Genomic DNA, 13,636 nt, shown 5'->3' with positions numbered 1-13,636 from the left:
AGGCTCACTCCTACAGGGGATATGCGTTTGATTCATGGACATCGAGCACCAGTGGAACAACAAAAACAATCACTGTGAGGGATACCGATATGTCAGAACACGTTCAGCCGCTGGACGCCGTGCGCAGCGTCGAGACCAGCCCGGATACACGCAAAGTCATCTTCGCTTCCTCACTGGGGACGGTGTTCGAGTGGTATGACTTCTTCCTCTACGGCGCCCTTGCGGCAGTGATCAGCAAACAGTTTTTCGCCGGGGTCAACGACACCACGGCGTTCATCTTTGCGCTGATGGCCTTCGCCGCCGGCTTTATCGTGCGGCCGTTCGGGGCGCTGGTGTTCGGTCGGTTGGGGGACATGATCGGGCGCAAATACACCTTTCTCGCAACAATCATCCTGATGGGCGTGGCGACGTTCTGCGTCGGTCTGCTGCCGACCTACGCCAGCATCGGCATCGCCGCTCCGATCATTCTGGTGGTGCTGCGTATGCTCCAGGGCCTGGCGCTTGGCGGTGAATACGGCGGTGCTGCGACTTATGTGGCAGAGCACGCGCCAATCGGCAAACGCGGTTTCCACACCAGCTGGATTCAGTCGACCGCGACCCTCGGTCTGCTGCTGTCGCTGCTGGTGGTGCTGGGTTGCCGCTACTTCACCGGCGATCAGTTTGAAGTGTGGGGCTGGCGCATTCCGTTCCTGCTGTCGATCGTACTGCTGGGCATCTCCACCTGGATTCGCCTGAGCCTGCACGAGTCGCCGGCGTACCTGAAAATGAAAGAGGAAGGCAAAACTTCGAAAGCGCCGATCCGCGAATCCTTCGGCAAATGGGAAAACCTCAAGGTCGTGCTGATCGCCCTGTTCAGCATCAATGCCGGGCAAGCGGTGACCTTCTACGCGGCGCAGTTCTACGTGCTGTTCTTCCTCACCCAGTTCCTGAAAATGGACCCGGCGGTGGCCAACACCTTGCTGATCATCAGCGTGGTCATCGGCGCGCCGTTCTTCATCTTTTTCGGCTGGCTGTCGGACAAGGTCGGGCGCAAACCGGTGCTGATGCTGGGCTTGCTGCTGGCCACGGCGCTGTACTTCCCGATCTTCAAATCCCTCGCGCATTACGCCAACCCGGCGATCGATCAGGCCAGCCGTCAGGCACCGATCACCGTGCTGGCGGATCCGGCGACCTGCACCTTCCAGTTCGACCCGGTCGGTAAAGCCAAATTCGACAGCCCGTGCGACAAGGTCAAAACCTTCCTGGTCAAGCAAGGCCTGCCCTACTCCAGCGCAGCTGCGCCTGCTGGCAGCGCCGTGCAAGTGAGCGTCGGCGACGTCAAACTCGACGGCTTCGATGAGGCTGCACTGCGCGGCGCGATCACGCTGGCCGGCTACCCGCAACAGGCCGATCTGCAGCAAATCAACAAACCGATGATCGTCGCCCTGATCGTGGCGCTGATCATCATCTCGGCCATGTGCTACGGCCCACTGGCAGCGCTGATGGTCGAACTGTTCCCGACGCGCATTCGCTACACCTCGATGTCGCTGCCGTACCACATCGGCAATGGCTGGTTTGGCGGGTTCCTGCCGACAGTGTCGTTTGCGCTGGTGGTGTACACCGGGGACATCTTTTATGGGCTGTGGTATCCGGTGTTGATTACCGGGGTAAGCCTGGTGGTGGGGATGATCTGTTTGCGTGAGACGAAGAATATCGATCTCGACAAGAACTGAAACTCAACCAGCCAAATCAATCGGCGAGGGCTTTTACCCTCGCCGTTTTTTTTGCTCAGGCATCAGCCTTGATCACTTCGAACTTCACCTGATCGGGATAAAACGCCACGTAGTCCTTTATCGGCCCGACCGATATTTTCGGTTTCTCATAAGTCCACACCGCGTTCGCCCCTTCATGCCCCGGCACTTGCAGGCTGAAGTAATTGGCATCGCCCTTGTACGGGCAATAACTGGTGTGGTCGGTGCGGGCGAAGTACTTTTCGTCGATGTCTTCGCGAGGGATGTAATAGACCGGCGGATAGTTGGCTTCGTTGAGGATCAGTACGTGGGAGGACGCGGCGACCTGGATGCCGTGGAATTTCACTATCAGGCAGCCGGGAAGTTGTTCGAGGGCAATGACGGGACTGGGGCCGGAGGCTTTCATGGGGTTCTCCTGGGTACGGCGAAGAGACCGGTTCAGGTATAGCCCATTGGTGCGGGTTGGGTTGGGTTTGCAGCCGAACGGCCCTTCAACATCAAAAGCCCCTCACCCTAGCCCTCTCCCGGAGGGAGAGGGAACTGACCGAGTTGTCTGGCGAAATCCATCGACCTGAAAAATCGAGTCGATTATGGATTCAAAGCCAATCGTTCAAGTCGGTGAATTTCGCCAATATCCCCCAATCGGTCCCCTCTACCGCTGGGAGAGGGTTAGGGTGAGGGCCGCTTTCAGGCATCACACAACGATATCAGTCGCCACCGCCTGCCCCACCACACCCACAGCAAAGTCCACCGAACCCTGCCCCGTCAGGTCCACCATCAGGCTGGTCTGATTGGTCTGCGCGAAGTAAGTCAGAATCGCATCACCCGCATGCCCGGTGAAGCCGCTGACAAAGTTCAGCGACGCCGCGCCCGTGGCGAAACCGGCGATCCCCGACAGATCGATCTTGTCCAGGCCGCTGGTGAAATCCATGATCCAGTCCGGCGCGGTCATGGTCGAATCACTGGCTGCACCGAACACGAAAGTGTCTGCCCCTGCACCGCCCCACAATGTATCGCCACCGCCACCACCGTAAATGATGTCATTACCGGCACCGCCGACCAGTTCGTTGGCAACGGCGTTGCCGATCAACAGGTCATTGCCCGATCCGCCGATGGCGTTTTCCACGGTCACGCCATGAGCGATGGACACGTTACCGACCAGACCGCCAACATCGGAGAACGAGCCTTCATTGAGGTTGATCTTCTGGTTCTGGCTGAAGCCGGAGAAATCCAGGGTGTCATTACCGCCGCCATCCCACACCGAGAAAACCACTTTGGAGGAGGCCGAAGTGGCGCTGTAGAAATCGCGCTCGGCGCTGGAATTGAAACCGTAGGTGGTGTCATCGGCGCGGGTCGCGTAGTTGGCGCCATACAGTTTCTGCACCGCGACGATGTCGTCGAGCAACGGCGCCGAGCCGTACGCGCCGCTGCCGTCCTTGCTGAAGTTCTGGTCGGTGTTGGCTTCGCTCCAGTAGCTCATCAGGCTGTAGCCACGGGTGTCTTCGGCGTACTTGGCGTCGTTATAGGTCGGGTTGCCATTACCGGCGTTGTACGCGCCCGGGTGCGACAGGCCAAGGGTGTGACCGATCTCGTGGGTCAGGGTCTGGCGCCCGTAGTTGTTGGTGTCCGGGGTTTTGTTGACCTGATACTGATCGTTGATCAAGTACCACGACTGGCCGTCATAGCTGCCGCCGCTCGGCAGGTAAGCGAACGCTGCGCCACCGGTGCTGACATCGTAGTTACCGAAGGTCATGTGGCCATCGCCGCCCTTGCCTTCAGTGAAAGTGACGTTGGCGACATCGGCCCAGGATTGCATGGCCAGCACGGCTTGGGCCTTTTGCTGAGCGCTGAACTCGCTGAAGTTGCCCAGTTTGACGTTGTAGTTCGCCGGTTTCTCGGTCAGGAAGGTGTAACTGAGGTCGATCTTGCCGTCAGCGTTCTTGTCGCTCCACGACAGGCCTTTGCGCAGGATTTCGTCAGCGGCCTGGTCGGCGGTGAATGAGGGTTTGCCATTGACCAGCCCGACGCCACGGTCATACAGGTGGCTGAAGGTATCGATTTCGTCGAAGGCGCTGCTGGTTTTCGATTTGGCTTGAGCCATGATGGACTTCCTTGTTTCTGAGTAGTCAGTGTCGACAGACCACGGCGATCTTCTGGCGAGATCGTCCTGTCACTCGCGTGTTTGCATCGGCAAAAAACCTGACACAGGCGCAAACCGGGCGCTAATCAATTTCTCGATAGCCCGGGCCGCGTCCCTGTATTGCCCGTCACCTGCTGCAATGCTTTTTATCTGTATATCCATACAGATAAAAGTTGCCCCTAGCGCCAAGTCCGGCCATTCTGTGCACCTGTTCAGACCTTGATCGACGATGGTGGTTATGCGGCTGTACCTCTGTGAAAAACCCTCCCAGGCCAAAGACATTGCGGCCGTGCTCGGCGCCAAGCGTCGGGGCGACGGCTGCTGGCTGGGAACGGACGTCACGGTGACCTGGTGCATCGGCCACTTGCTCGAAACCGCGCCGCCGGACGCCTACGACGCACGCTACAAGCGCTGGGTGCTGGCTGATCTGCCGATCATTCCGGACAAGTGGAAAATGACCGTCAAACCGCGTACCGCCAGCCAGTACAAAGCGGTCAAGCGCCTGCTCGGCGAGGCCAGCGAGCTGATCATCGCCACCGACGCCGACCGTGAGGGCGAGATGATCGCCCGGGAACTGGTCGAGCACTGCCGTTATCGCGGGCCGATCCGTCGCTTGTGGCTGTCGGCGCTGGACGAAGCTTCGATCCGCAAAGCCCTTGCCGCATTGAAACCGGGGGCCGAGACCTTCAGCCTGTATCACTCGGCGCTGGGCCGCTCGCGGGCGGATTGGCTGATTGGCATGAACATGAGTCGACTGTTTACGCTGCTCGGTCGGCAATCGGGTTATCAAGGCGTGTTGCCGGTAGGCCGGGTGCAGACGCCGACCTTGCGCCTTGTGGTGGATCGCGACCGCAGCATCGCCGATTTCGTGCCGGTGCCATTTTGGGCGATCGATGTCGATCTGCTGCACAACGGCATTCCGTTTACCGCGCAGTGGCGGGCGCCGTCGGATGTCTGTGACGATCAGGAGCGCTGCCTGCATCAGGCGTTGGCCCAGCAAGCGGCTGCGGCGATCAGCAGCGCTGCCAGTGCTCGAGTGATCAAGCTGAAAACCGAGCGCATGCGCGAAGTGGCGCCCCTGCCCTTCGATCTCGGCACCTTGCAGGAAGTCTGTTCGAAGAAACTCGGACTCGGCGCGCAGGAAACCCTCGTTATTGCCCAGGCGCTCTACGAAACCTACAAAGTCATCACGTATCCGCGCAGTGATTGCGGTTATCTACCGCTGAGCCAGCACAGCGAAGCGCCGGGGATTCTCGCCGCGTTGCGTCAGGCCGATCCGGGTCTTGAGGTGCTCAACGGGTTTCTGGAGCCGCAACGCAAATCCCGGGCATGGAACGACGCCAAGGTCAGCGCTCACCACGGCATCATTCCCACCGCCGCCGCGAAGAATCTTGAACGCCTGAGTGGCAAGCACCGCGCGGTCTACACGCTGATCCGCGCGCGCTATCTGGCGCAGTTCCTGCCCAATCACGAATACGATCGCACCCAGGCCGATTTCGATTGCGCCGGTGAAGCGTTGCGCGCGGTCGGCAAGCAGATCATCGAACCGGGCTGGAAACGCGCATTGCCCGAAGCGCTGGCACCCGCCAAGGGCCGCGAGGCACCCGCACCGCAAACCTTGCCGGCCCTTAGCCAAGGCGTCGAATGCGCCATCGCGTCTGTGAAACTCAAGGATCTGTGGACGCAACCACCGAAACCCTACACCGAAGGCGATCTGATCAAGGCGATGAAAAACGTCGCCAAACTGGTCGAGGATCCACTGCTCAAACAGAAACTCAAGGACACCACCGGTATCGGCACCGAAGCCACCCGCGCCTCGATCATTCAGGGCTTGATTGACCGTGGTTATCTGGTGAAAAACGGCAAGGCCCTCGCCGCCACACCGGCGGCGTTCAGCCTGATCGATGCGGTGCCGCGCGCGATTGCCGATCCCGGCACCACGGCGATCTGGGAGCAGGCACTGGACATGGTGCAAAGTGGCGAAATGAGCCTGGAAGAATTCGTCACCAAACAAGCGGCGTGGATGAGCAAACAGGTGACACGCTGCTCCAGCCTCAGCCTGACCATCAGCGGCCCGCCGCCGGCCGGCAAAGCCGCGGCACCGTGGAAGAAGAAACGTAAATCGACGCGCAGCAAAACCACGGGTACGACAAAACGCACAGCGAAACCGTCAGGCAAATAAAACCCGCTAGTGTTTCTGCCAGGCTCATCACTTTCAGGAACCCGGCGCATGGCCAATATCGAACTGCATCTTGCTCAGCGCGATGAGCTGGACATCATCGAAAACCTTATGCAGTTCTACATGTACGACTTCAGCGAATGGCTGCCGCTGAAGCTCGCTGATCATGGTTTCTTCTCCATCCAGCCGAAAACCGACTACTGGCGCCACCCGGCTACCCGCCCCTTTCTGATTCGCGTCGGCGGCGAACTCGCCGGTTTCGTGATCGTCGATAACGAAACCCATCTCGCAGGTGCCGAACACAACATCGGATACTTTTTCATCGCGCGACGCTTTCGTGGCCAGGGCGTCGCGCAGTTTGTCGTCTCTGCCCTCTTGAGCCAGATCTCAGGTCAATGGCAGATTTTCCACATCGACGCCAACCTGCCGGCCCAGCGCTTCTGGGCCAGGCTGATTCCGTTGTTGAGCAATGGCCACTTCACCCTGCAGCAGCGCGAAGTAGACGGTTATCCGTGCACCTTCTACGGGCTGCGCACGCCTTTTTCCGTTGCCTGAACGGATTCTTTCTCATTCCAAAACAGCTTTGTCCGACAATATGTAGTGAACAAAAATAATCACTACAAAACCGTTGACGGCATCGTTTTGCTTTTGCATGATGAAGACGTTCCCCGATCGGGAACATCGGTAACACGCTTGAGCAAACTCGTCTGACCGCCGAGTTGTTTTTTCCGGATACACGCTGCCCACAAGGCAGATTGAAGAAGCTGACCTGGCCTGAACGTCCAGTACAAGGACGAGAAGCGCTGGCGAAAATTCTCAAGACGCTTGTGGTCGACACTGAAAATGTCGTCAAGGAGCCTCCCGGTTTTCGCTGCTTCTCCTCGTTGTGACGCTATTGCGTAGCAGTTATTCAACACGACTACATGCAACAGATGCACGACCCCGTACTGTCCACGGGCGAGCGCTGACGTCCTGGTTTCGGTGCCAGGGATCAACTAACCGATGGGCTACCTGTATTAGCGAATCAACTTTGAAAGATCACCAGACTGGTCAAGGGGCAATATCATGAATCTGAACAATCAACCAACTATCGAAGAATTGGCTCGTATGTTCGCTGCGCAGAAAGACAGCCATGACAGCCATATTCTGTGGATCAGCAAGTCGGGGCAGGTGCATATCGACTGCCTGGCGCCTCATGCTGGCGAAGAAGAGTTCGACCGCAACCATCAGAACCTGCTGGCCCGCCTGAAGATGTACCGTCGCGGCCACGGTTATGTTGGCAAGAAAGCCGCGGCCGACAAGGACTTCATCGGTAATGTTCTGCAAACGCTGAAACAGGCGTGGGGTTCGATGCAGAACAACAATGAAGTTCGGGTGATTGATCGGTTCTGCTGAGTTAGTCATTAAATAATTGAAAGGCCTGCTTCCTTAAAGGAAGCAGGCCTTTTTTTGTTCGCTTGCATTGATTTGGCGTGACTGGAATTGTAGCCCCTCACCCCAGCCCTCTCCCGAGGGAGAGGGAGCCGACCGAGTGATCTCAAGTCATTCGTCAACCCGGAACACCGAGTTGATTATGGATTCAGCAAAAGACTCCCAGGTCGGCGTATTTCTTCAACATCTCGCGGTCAGTCCCCTCTCCCTCTGGGAGAGGGTTAGGGTGAGGGGCTTCCCATGTCCAACACCAATTCCACAAACGCCACCGCCGCCGCACTGTGATAATTATTGCGCCGCCGCAACAACGCCGCCCCACGCTGCGGCGCATCACTCTCCACGCGCAACCTGCGCAACGCCCGATCCTCCGTCGCAATCGCTTCCGGCAACATCGTCGCCAGCGGCGAATGCCGCACCACTTCCAGCAACGTACTCACCGAGTTCACCTCGATCCGCACCTGCGGCGTAATCCCCTGCTGACGGAAATACTCGTCCACCGATAACCGCGTGATGAAGTCCGGCGCCAGCAAGGCGAAATCCAGTGAAGCGATATCCTCCGGTGTCAGCACCGCCACACTGTCATACAACGGATGCTCCCGCCCGACCATGATCCCCAACGTTTCGATAAACGCCGGAATACACTCGATATCGGCGCTGCGCACCGGCGTAAACGCAATCGCAATATCCAGCGAGTCATCCGCCAGCCCCGCCTCGATGTCGTCCATCGACAACTCGAAAATCTGCAAATGAATCCCCGGGTACCGCGCGGCAAAGTCGCGCACCAACGGCCCGACCAGATACGCCATGAATGTCGGCGTCATCGCCAGACGCAACGTCCCCCGAGACAGATCCTTCACGTCATGCAACGCGCGCTTGCCCGCCTCCAGTTCGACCAACACCCGCCGCGCACATTCGATGTAAGCCTCGCCGGCGTCCGTCGGTTTGACCGTACGCGAAGTGCGATCGAACAGGCTCACCCCCAGGGTTTCCTCCAGTTGGCGAATCTGCTGCGACAGGGTTGGCTGCGACACATGCAACGCCTCGGCGGCACGGGTGAAGCCGCCGTGATCGGCTACGGCCAGCAGATAACGCAAATGTCGCAGCAGCATGGGAATCACCATCTATAGGCAGGACTTATGCCAAGCATTGTATATCGATCTTGGACGCTATGGATGAATCGGTAGAAGATCGATCCCACACAGCAAGCCAACCCCTGAAAGGAGTGACACCATGCAACAGTCCCACGCCTACAACGACACCAGCCTGGCCCTGACCACCCGCGTTCTCGACGCCAAGGCACGCAAAGATCTGTCGTGGCAGGATCTGGCCGACGGCACCGGCCTGAGCCTGGCGTACGTCACCGCAGCCCTGCTTGGCCAACACCCGCTGCCAGAAAACGCCGCCCAAGTGGTCGGCGACAAGCTTGAACTGAGCGCTGAAGACGTCGCGGCGATGCAGATCATCCCCCTGCGTGGCAGCCTCAGCGGCGTGCCGACCGACCCGACCATCTACCGCTTCCACGAGATGATCCAGATCTACGGCACCACCCTCAAAGCGCTGGTTCACGAGCAATTCGGCGACGGCATCATCAGCGCGATCAACTTCAAGCTCGACATCAAGAAAGTCGAAGACCCGGAAGGCGGCTCCCGCGCCGTGGTCACCCTCGACGGCAAATTCCTGCCCCTGCGTCCGTTCTGATCCGCACCGGCCCGCACCCTGCGTGCGGGTCAACCCATCCCAAATGGCTACCCGTCACCAACACATCTGGAGGCTGCCCCATGCAAAAAATTCTGTTGATTCTGGCCCTGCTCGGCGGCGTTTGCGCCCAGGCATCTGCCGCTGACGAGGCCGTCGCCTACCGCTACGGCATGCCACTGGATATCGCCCAAGTGCTGAGCATTACCCCGGTTGCCGACGTGTGTGGCGTGGTGCCGGTGGAGATGACGTATCTGGACAGCCACGGCGGCAAACACATTCTTCAATACAGCGAATTCGGCAGCGGTTGCTCGAACTGAGAGGACAACACCATGAAAAACCTGATTGATGGCTTCCTGAAATTCCAGAACGAAGCGTTCCCGCAACGCACCGAACTGTTCAAACACCTGGCGACCACGCAACAGCCCGGCACCTTGTTCATCACCTGTTCCGACAGCCGTGTCGTGCCGGAATTGCTGACCCAGCAAGAACCTGGCGAACTGTTTGTGATTCGCAATGCCGGCAATATCGTCCCTTCGTATAGCCCGCATCCGGGTGGCGTTTCGGCGACGGTGGAGTACGCGGTGGCGGTGCTTGGCGTGACCGACATTGTCATCTGCGGGCATTCGGACTGCGGTGCGATGACCGCGATCGCGAAGTGCAAATGCATGGATCACCTGCCCGCCGTCAGTGGCTGGCTGCAGCATGCAGAGTCGGCGAAAGTGGTTAACGAAGCGCGGCCACATGCCAATGACGCGGCGAAGTTGAGTTCGATGGTGCGCGAGAACGTGATCGCGCAACTGGCGAATATCCAGACCCACCCGAGCGTGCGTCTGGCCCAGGAAAAAGGCCTGCTGAATCTGCATGGCTGGGTGTATGACATCGAGACCGGCTCGATCGATGCGCTGTCCGCCGACCGCCGCACGTTCGTGCCACTGGCCGAGCAACCGGCGACTTGCGCGATCCATGCACAAACCACCCACGCGGCCTGAGCAACTGATCGTTCCCGCGCTCTGCGTGGGAATGCCTCAAGGGACGCTCTGCGTCCAGTGACGCGGAGCGTCACTGGCTGCGTTCCCAGGCTGGAGCGTGGGAACGATCATTGTCCGCCAGATCAGCGTTTTACCGTGAGATCGATCTGGGTCATGCGGCTGCGCACAGTGAACACGCCATCCCCCGAAAGAATCGCACTGCGCGCAAACAAGCGCCCACTCTCCCAGTTCGAAAGCCCCAACTCCGGCTTGTTCAGCGCGTACTGCCCATCGACCCAACGGGTAATGCCATTGCCCACAAACGGCGCATTCACCGCGTTGTAAAAACGCTCTTGTACGGCTGGATCCTCACTGATCAACGACACGGTAAATTGCGGGCTGTAGCGATTGAACAGCGCAATCGCCTGATCCAGATCGTCGACAATCATCAGGCTGACTTCCGGGGTTTCTTCCCATTCCCACTCGCGACCCAATGCGGATTCCGCCAAGGGCTCAGCCAGTGCTTCAGTCTGATAACCCTCAGCGCGATAGACCTCGACCGTCGCGTTCTGCCACTCACTCGGCAAGCAGCCTTCGCTGCCTTCGACGATGTGCAATTTGCAGCCCTGCCCACGCGCGGTGCCGGCCTGCTGCAATGCATCAAGAAACAACGGCACCAGTTCCGCCGCGCGATCACGCTGGATCAGACAGACGTTGAGGGTGTTGCACACTTTGCGGTCCAGCGAGTTGCGCACCACGGCGGCAAAGCGTGTGGCATCGGCAGCACGATCGGCGATCAACCATGCGCCACCCGTACCGTGCAGGCTGACGGCGGTGCCAGCCTGCTGGGCAATGCTGCCCAACTGACTGACCGCACGACCCGAACCACGCGCCACCGCCAGCGACAAACGTCGGTCAGCAAACATCGCCCAACCGGCGGCGTGATTGACGCTTTCCACCAACGACACCGCGCCGGCCGGCAGACCTGCATCAGCCAGCGCCGGGTTCAGTGCGTGAGTAACGATGGCTTGCGCGGTGCCCAAGGCATCGCTGCCGATACGCAGCACGGCGGTGTTGCCGGTGCGCAAGACACCCGCCGCGTCGGCGAACACGTTCGGCCGACCTTCAAAGACAAACGCGACAATGCCCAACGGCGAGACCACCTGCTCAACCTTCCAGCCGTCGTGCTCGACGCTGCTGATGACTTTGCCGCGCGTGGCGGCGGCATCGCGCCAGGCACGCAGGCCGGCGATCATGTCGTCGCGCATGCGCCCATCGGCGAGCAAACGGGTGGTCGAGCGGCCGCGCGCCTTGGCCCGTTCGATATCGGCAAGGTTGGCGGTTTCGATGTGCGCCCAGCAGTCCGGGGTTTCCAGACGTTGTGCGAACAAGTCGAAGAACTGGCTGATGGCCTCATCGGACACCGCCGACAGTGCGGTGAATGCCGCTGCCGCGCGTTCGATGGCCACGGACGCCGCCTGCTGATCCGCCACGGGGATCAACAACAACTCGCCACTGACCTGCTCCACCAACAGGTGGTCACCGGGCTGAAACCGCGCGGCCAGTTCGGGGCTGACCACGGTGACGCGGTTACCAGCGAAAGGGATCGGCGTGCCAGCGACTAGACGTTCGAGCGCGAGAGACATGAAGCGAATTCACCATGCAGGGAGCGGCCGGAAAATGTATAGGAACAGCCTCCCCACAGGCAACACAAAACCCTTGTGGACAACAACATCCTGTGGGAGCGAGCCTGCTCGCGAAAGCGGTGGATCTGATACATCAATGTTGGCTGACCTGACGCCTTCGCGAGCAGGCTCGCTCCCACAAGGTTTTGCGGTGTTTGGCGGATTGGGTCAAAAGACTGACCAGCCAATCCGCGAACTGAGCATCTCCAGTGCCGCCATCCCCGCCAGCGAATTCCCCGCTGCATTCAACTCCGGCGACCACACGCACACCGTGAACTGCCCCGGCACCACCGCGACAATCCCGCCACCGACGCCGCTCTTGCCCGGCAAGCCAACGCGGTAAGCGAAGTTGCCCGCTTCGTCATACAGCCCGCTGGTGGCCATGATCGAGTTGACCTGCTGGGTTTGCCGACGTGTGAGGATCTGTTCGCCGCTGTGTTTGCAGAAACCGTCGTTGGCCAGAAAGCAGAACGCCCGCGCCAGATCGATGCAGTTCATGCGCAACGCGCAGTGGCTGAAATAGCTGCGCAGCACCGCTTCGACGTCGTTGTGAAAGTTGCCGAACGACTGCATCAGATACGCCATCGCCGCATTGCGCGCGCGGTGCTGGTATTCGGAGTCGGCGACTTTGCCGTCGATCATGATCTGCGGATTGCCGGACAGGCGCCGGACGAAATCGCGCATCGACAGGGTCGGCGCGGCAAAGCGCGACTGGTTGATGTCGCAGATCACCAGCGCGCCCGCGTTGATGAACGGATTGCGTGGCCGACCGCGCTCGAATTCCAGCTGCACCAGCGAGTTGAACGGTTGCCCGGACGGCTCGTGACCGAGGCGTTCCCAGATCGCTTCGCCGGAATGATCGATCGCCTGCACCAGGCTGAACACCTTGGAAATACTCTGCACCGAGAACGGTGTCTCGGCGTCACCGGCGCAGTACATCTCGCCGTCGTTGCCGTACACGGCGATGCCCAGCTGATTGGCCGGCACCGTGCCGAGGGCGGGAATGTAGTCAGCCACCTTGCCCTGCCCGATCAGCGGGCGGACAGCGTCAAGAATCTCGTTCAACAGCGCTTGCATGCCGGGTTCCGAAGTCTCGCCCCATGGGATTGCGGGGACACTGGGGCTAGACGCTGCGCCCGCCCGTCGAATCACACCGGCCTGCATCGCACTGAATGTTCTAGGCTCAACCGCACATTCAAAACGGGAGAGCTCCCATGCATCTTGAAGGCTCCTGCCATTGCGGCGAGGTCACGTTCAGCCTTACCAGCGCCCACCCATACCCTTATCAACGCTGCTATTGCTCGATCTGCCGCAAGACCCAGGGCGGTGGCGGTTATGCGATCAACCTCGGCGGCGATGCGACCAGCCTCAAGGTACGCGGGCGCAAACATATCAGCGTCTATCACGCGAAGATGAAAGACGAGGGCGACAAACGCGCCCATCGCAGCAGCGCTGAGCGGCATTTCTGTTCACTGTGCGGCAGCGGCTTGTGGCTGTTCAGCCCGGAGTGGCCGGAGCTGATCCACCCGTTCGCCTCGGCCATCGACACACCGTTGCCGGTACCGCCGGAGCACACGCATCTGATGCTCGGTTCGAAAGCAACCTGGGTCGAAGTCGAGGCCAAAACCAAAGACCAACAGTTCGACGTCTACCCCGAAGAGTCCATTGCCCAATGGCATGAGCGCCTCGGTTTGACCCGCTGACCTCGCAACTGCAGCCTACCCCTGTAGGAGTGAGCCTGCTCGCGATAGCGGTGTGTCAGACAACAACAATGTCAACTGATAGACCGCTATCGCGAGCAGGCG

13 protein-coding genes are annotated in these 13,636 nt (G+C 59.7%); 8 read left to right on the top strand and 5 right to left on the bottom strand.

The features are described 5' to 3' along the window. Positions 1–89 precede the first annotated feature (89 nt). On the top strand, positions 90–1,712 hold the full coding sequence (locus tag VY732_RS11635) for an MFS transporter (RefSeq protein WP_007910646.1): 1,623 nt from the start codon (positions 90–92) through the stop codon (positions 1,710–1,712). A 55-nt stretch (positions 1,713–1,767) separates the two neighbouring features. Here VY732_RS11635 and VY732_RS11630 read toward each other — a convergent pair whose 3' ends face one another. Further along, positions 1,768–2,136 carry a DUF427 domain-containing protein gene (locus tag VY732_RS11630; RefSeq protein WP_331695456.1) on the bottom strand — a complete coding sequence of 123 codons (369 nt, stop codon included), beginning with the start codon at positions 2,134–2,136 and terminating at the stop codon, positions 1,768–1,770. 288 nt (positions 2,137–2,424) lie between these two features. Then, positions 2,425–3,831, bottom strand: coding sequence for a serralysin family metalloprotease (locus VY732_RS11625; protein ID WP_331695455.1), 1,407 nt, complete (start codon positions 3,829–3,831; stop codon positions 2,425–2,427). A 277-nt stretch (positions 3,832–4,108) separates the two neighbouring features. On the opposite strand from VY732_RS11625, the gene VY732_RS11620 reads away from it, so the two are divergent. The 3 genes from VY732_RS11620 to VY732_RS11610 all read left to right on the top strand — a co-directional run bounded on the left by VY732_RS11620 (position 4,109) and on the right by VY732_RS11610 (position 7,444). Beyond that, positions 4,109–6,052, top strand: a complete 1,944-nt coding sequence (locus VY732_RS11620; RefSeq protein WP_331695454.1) for a DNA topoisomerase III — start codon at positions 4,109–4,111, stop codon at positions 6,050–6,052. A gap of 48 nt (positions 6,053–6,100) precedes the next feature. Beyond that, on the top strand, positions 6,101–6,604 hold the full coding sequence (locus VY732_RS11615) for a GNAT family N-acetyltransferase (protein ID WP_331695453.1): 504 nt from the start codon (positions 6,101–6,103) through the stop codon (positions 6,602–6,604). A gap of 510 nt (positions 6,605–7,114) precedes the next feature. Then, on the top strand, positions 7,115–7,444 hold the full coding sequence (locus VY732_RS11610) for a hypothetical protein (protein ID WP_077573387.1): 330 nt from the start codon (positions 7,115–7,117) through the stop codon (positions 7,442–7,444). A 257-nt stretch (positions 7,445–7,701) separates the two neighbouring features. On the opposite strand, the gene cynR is transcribed toward VY732_RS11610, so the two are convergent. Further along, positions 7,702–8,589 carry a transcriptional regulator CynR gene (gene cynR, locus VY732_RS11605; RefSeq protein WP_331695452.1) on the bottom strand — a complete coding sequence of 296 codons (888 nt, stop codon included), beginning with the start codon at positions 8,587–8,589 and terminating at the stop codon, positions 7,702–7,704. A gap of 121 nt (positions 8,590–8,710) precedes the next feature. Here cynR and cynS point away from each other — a divergent pair, with 121 nt between their 5' ends. From cynS to VY732_RS11590, 3 genes are all read left to right on the top strand, one after another. Beyond that, the gene (gene cynS / locus VY732_RS11600) at positions 8,711–9,178 is read left to right on the top strand and encodes a cyanase (protein WP_016982959.1); all 468 of its coding nucleotides are present in this window, start codon (positions 8,711–8,713) and stop codon (positions 9,176–9,178) included. 80 nt (positions 9,179–9,258) lie between these two features. After that, the gene (locus VY732_RS11595; protein WP_331695451.1) at positions 9,259–9,495 is read left to right on the top strand and encodes a DUF2790 domain-containing protein; all 237 of its coding nucleotides are present in this window, start codon (positions 9,259–9,261) and stop codon (positions 9,493–9,495) included. 12 nt (positions 9,496–9,507) lie between these two features. Continuing rightward, positions 9,508–10,167: a carbonic anhydrase gene (locus VY732_RS11590; protein WP_099758674.1), complete on the top strand. Its 660-nt coding sequence runs from the start codon at positions 9,508–9,510 to the stop codon at positions 10,165–10,167. A gap of 122 nt (positions 10,168–10,289) precedes the next feature. On the opposite strand, the gene VY732_RS11585 is transcribed toward VY732_RS11590, so the two are convergent. Then, positions 10,290–11,792: an aldehyde dehydrogenase family protein gene (locus VY732_RS11585; RefSeq protein ID WP_331695450.1), complete on the bottom strand. Its 1,503-nt coding sequence runs from the start codon at positions 11,790–11,792 to the stop codon at positions 10,290–10,292. A 207-nt stretch (positions 11,793–11,999) separates the two neighbouring features. Then, positions 12,000–12,908, bottom strand: coding sequence for a glutaminase B (glsB, locus tag VY732_RS11580; protein WP_034152462.1), 909 nt, complete (start codon positions 12,906–12,908; stop codon positions 12,000–12,002). A 137-nt stretch (positions 12,909–13,045) separates the two neighbouring features. Between glsB and VY732_RS11575 the strand changes: the two genes are divergently transcribed. Further along, a complete protein-coding gene (locus VY732_RS11575; RefSeq protein WP_331695449.1) occupies positions 13,046–13,534 on the top strand; it encodes a GFA family protein in 489 nt (162 codons plus the stop codon). Positions 13,535–13,636 lie beyond the last annotated feature (102 nt).

Source organism: Pseudomonas sp. ZY71 (assembly GCF_036542145.1).
Classification (GTDB): Bacteria; Pseudomonadota; Gammaproteobacteria; order Pseudomonadales; family Pseudomonadaceae; genus Aquipseudomonas; species Aquipseudomonas koreensis_A.
Note: the sequence above shows the minus strand (reverse complement) of the source record. Positions and strands in the feature narration are given on the sequence as shown.

What these genes read in the sequence shown, in the direction of transcription:
- glsB (WP_034152462.1), bottom strand. Translation starts at nt 12,908, where the DNA reads ATGCAAGCGCTGTTGAACGAGATTCTTGACGCTGTCCGCCCGCTGATC.
- VY732_RS11635 (WP_007910646.1), top strand. Translation starts at nt 90, where the DNA reads ATGTCAGAACACGTTCAGCCGCTGGACGCCGTGCGCAGCGTCGAGACC.
- VY732_RS11620 (WP_331695454.1), top strand. Translation starts at nt 4,109, where the DNA reads ATGCGGCTGTACCTCTGTGAAAAACCCTCCCAGGCCAAAGACATTGCG.
- VY732_RS11585 (WP_331695450.1), bottom strand. Translation starts at nt 11,792, where the DNA reads ATGTCTCTCGCGCTCGAACGTCTAGTCGCTGGCACGCCGATCCCTTTC.
- VY732_RS11615 (WP_331695453.1), top strand. Translation starts at nt 6,101, where the DNA reads ATGGCCAATATCGAACTGCATCTTGCTCAGCGCGATGAGCTGGACATC.
- VY732_RS11590 (WP_099758674.1), top strand. Translation starts at nt 9,508, where the DNA reads ATGAAAAACCTGATTGATGGCTTCCTGAAATTCCAGAACGAAGCGTTC.
- cynR (WP_331695452.1), bottom strand. Translation starts at nt 8,589, where the DNA reads ATGCTGCTGCGACATTTGCGTTATCTGCTGGCCGTAGCCGATCACGGC.
- VY732_RS11610 (WP_077573387.1), top strand. Translation starts at nt 7,115, where the DNA reads ATGAATCTGAACAATCAACCAACTATCGAAGAATTGGCTCGTATGTTC.
- VY732_RS11595 (WP_331695451.1), top strand. Translation starts at nt 9,259, where the DNA reads ATGCAAAAAATTCTGTTGATTCTGGCCCTGCTCGGCGGCGTTTGCGCC.
- VY732_RS11630 (WP_331695456.1), bottom strand. Translation starts at nt 2,136, where the DNA reads ATGAAAGCCTCCGGCCCCAGTCCCGTCATTGCCCTCGAACAACTTCCC.
- cynS (WP_016982959.1), top strand. Translation starts at nt 8,711, where the DNA reads ATGCAACAGTCCCACGCCTACAACGACACCAGCCTGGCCCTGACCACC.
- VY732_RS11575 (WP_331695449.1), top strand. Translation starts at nt 13,046, where the DNA reads ATGCATCTTGAAGGCTCCTGCCATTGCGGCGAGGTCACGTTCAGCCTT.
- VY732_RS11625 (WP_331695455.1), bottom strand. Translation starts at nt 3,831, where the DNA reads ATGGCTCAAGCCAAATCGAAAACCAGCAGCGCCTTCGACGAAATCGAT.